This is a genomic window from Protofrankia sp. Cr1 (assembly GCF_963555865.1).
GTDB lineage: Bacteria > Actinomycetota > Actinomycetes > Frankiales > Frankiaceae > Protofrankia.
The window spans coordinates 1-2,716 of record NZ_CAUVXO010000663.1 but is presented as its reverse complement, the minus strand read 5'-3'; the positions used below and the strand labels follow the sequence as shown (position 1 = coordinate 2,716).

Sequence of the window (2,716 nt, the reverse complement as noted above, 5' to 3'; positions counted from 1 at the left end):
TTCATTCCGACAACGGTAGCCGCACCCGGACCGCTCGGGCATCCGTCCGCGGGCGTAGGCACGGCTGCTCGTCTCGACGTACGGCAGGCACCTACTGCCAGCGCGGATGGCTGCGCTCACGTCACGACTGTAGTGATCTTGCTAGTGGGCATCGGCGCTCTGGGCGTTGTGTACAGGCTGTGTAGCGTGCCCCATTATGTCGCTGGTGGATCAGAGCGCGGAGTCGAGTGACGGAGGTGCCGGCACCGTCGGCATCGACCTTCCACGGCAATGGTTTGTCGGCTCCGCGCCGCCGCCGGCGCGTGCGCCCCAGGACGGTGACGACCCGCTGAGCGAGGTTGAGCAGTCACCGGTGGACGTCGAAGATCTCTCGTCCACCGTGCACGAGGCACAGCGCGGCGACGAGGACGCGTTCCGGAGGATCTACCGGGCGGTCCAGCCTGGGCTGTTGCGCTATCTGCGCGTACTTGTCGGCGACGATGCGGAGGATGTCGCATCCGAGGCGTGGTTGCAGATCGCCCGGGACCTGCCGTCCTTTCGCGGGGACATTGACGGGTTCCGCGGATGGGCCGCGACGATCGCCCGCCACCGCGCTCTGGACCACTTGCGCCGTCAGCGCCGCCGGCCCCAGCTCGACGTACCGGTCGAACAGGTGGCCGAACTGGCGGCCGATGACGACACCGCTGGACGTGCGCTGGAGGCGGTATCCACCGATGCGGCGATCAAGTTGATCGCCGCTTTGCCGCGGGACCAAGCCGAGGCGGTACTGCTGCGTGTGGTCATGGGTCTGGACGCGAAGAGTGCGGGGCAGGTGCTGGGCAAGCGCGCCGGTGCCGTCCGTACCGCAGCGTACCGCGGGCTACGCCGCCTCGCCGAACAGCTCGGTCAGGCCGGGGATGCTCTCGTGGACGGGGCCGGTCAGAGCGACACCCGGTTCCCAGCACAGTGATCTTTTCAGGGTGTGACATCAGCAAGGGCTTCGACGCTGAAGGACGTGAGATGAGCACACACCGACCCCGTCGGATCGGCCGGGGCGACGCAGAGCGGATGCTTCGCGGCGGCACGGTCGATACGCAGGCCGGTCCGGATTCCCTCGCCGACCTGCTCGCCGCTGCGGCCGCTCCGGCCCTTACCAGCGAGCTCGCCGGTGAGGAAGCGGCTGTTGCCGCCTTCCGGGAGACGCGTCTCACCCCCGCCACCCAGCCTCGGAGAGACTCGATGATCAAAATTGGCCTTGCGAAGTTGCTGACAGTTAAGGTCGCCGCCGTGGCGATCGCAGCTACTACCGTCAGTAGTGTTGCTGTCGCCGCCAGCACCGGGATTCTGCCCTCGCCAGTGGGGAGTGACTCTCCTGCCGCGCAGCGGACGACATCCGCATCGGCTTCGGCTCACGCGTCGGCATCAGCCGGCCACGGGCCCAACGCGAGCGCCGCTGTCTCGGCATCGTTGGTGGGACTATGCCACGCATACACAGCTGGTGCGACTGACAATCCCGGCAAGGCCCTCGATACCCCGGCCTTTACCGCATTGGTCACTGCTGCGGGAGGTAAGGACAAGGTCGCTACCTACTGCGCGGCAGCACTCAAGACCGATCTTGCCGCGGGGGAGAGCGCGCACCCCACCGGTACAGCGACACCAACCACGGAACCCGAGAGTCCGTCAGCCGGCCTTGGCAAGGGAAACGCAACCACGGGTGCCGATAACCGGACGACCGGCGTCGATACCCAAGGCGAGGCCCACCACTCCGAAGGAACAACCCTCCCGCCGGGAGCGCAGGCCGGGGCCACAGTGGCGCCCAAAGTGGGTCTTGAGGCCACCGTGGCTCCGGGCAAGAAACTCGGAACCTCCGTGCAGGCGACGGCGAACGGCGAGTAGCACGCGCAGGGGTGGGGCCTCGCCCGGGGGACGGTGACCGGGCAAGGCCCCGACATCCGGCCGGTGGGGTACGGCCACCGGCCGGATGCGGTAGGGCTAGGCCCCGACTCTCTCAGCGTCAAAGCCCTTGCCGGTGTCACACACCCACCGGGTGGGAGCGTCAGCTGCATCGAGGGCGGCTGGAGGACTGACGACGCCTGCGATGGACCGCCTTATGCTGTGTAACATGCCGAATCTCAACGTGTCTGTGCGGACCGCGACGCTGGCGGAGGCCCGCGCCCAGGCCGCCGCCGAGGGGCTCACTTTGTCGGCCTGGGTGGACAAGACCCTGACGGAGTCCATCTGGACCACTCGGTTTGTTCGGCAGCAGGAGCGCAACGCTGCTCTCGGCATGACACCGGCGTATCTGGACGGCGAGTACGCCCGCCTGGAGGAGCTGCGCCAGCGTGCAACAGGGTGAGGTGTGGGCGCGGGCCGACGCACCGGTCTACGTACTGATCGTGTCGGCTGACATGTACAACAGCGCCGGCACCGGGCGAGTGGTCACCTGCCCCGTCATTCCGGGCGATCCCCTGCCTCACGACGACTACGCCGCCGATGCGGGGATCACCGATCCGATCCCCGGCACGGTGTTACCCGAGCTGATCGCGTGGATCCCGACCGCTGGCCTGTCTCACCGGCTCGGGCCCATTCCGGCAGAGGCGTGGCAGCGCGTCGACCAGATCCTCCGCCGCATCCTCGGGCATTGAGCCTCCACGCGGCCGCACCGCCACGCGGCCGCACCGCCACGCGGCCGCACCGCCACGCGGCTGCACCGCCACGCGGCCGCACCGATCATCCC

General features: G+C 68.4%; 4 protein-coding genes. All 4 read left to right on the top strand.

The genetic code is table 11. The annotated features are described in order from the left end of the window. The first annotated feature begins 328 nt into the window (after positions 1–328). The 4 genes from U9980_RS27620 (at position 329) to U9980_RS27605 (ending at position 2,624) form a co-directional block, all read left to right on the top strand. Complete coding sequence (locus U9980_RS27620) at positions 329–949, top strand: RNA polymerase sigma factor (protein ID WP_416210417.1); 621 nt, start codon at positions 329–331, stop codon at positions 947–949. A gap of 50 nt (positions 950–999) precedes the next feature. Continuing rightward, entirely contained in the window at positions 1,000–1,875 is an 876-nt protein-coding gene (locus U9980_RS27615; RefSeq protein ID WP_322770612.1) for a hypothetical protein, read from the top strand. A 202-nt stretch (positions 1,876–2,077) separates the two neighbouring features. Continuing rightward, positions 2,078–2,335, top strand: a complete 258-nt coding sequence (locus U9980_RS27610; RefSeq protein WP_322770611.1) for a hypothetical protein — start codon at positions 2,078–2,080, stop codon at positions 2,333–2,335. Then, positions 2,322–2,624, top strand: a complete 303-nt coding sequence (locus U9980_RS27605) for a type II toxin-antitoxin system PemK/MazF family toxin (RefSeq protein WP_322748346.1) — start codon at positions 2,322–2,324, stop codon at positions 2,622–2,624. Before U9980_RS27610 ends, U9980_RS27605 begins: the two co-directional genes overlap by 14 nt. The last annotated feature ends 92 nt before the right edge of the window (positions 2,625–2,716 follow it).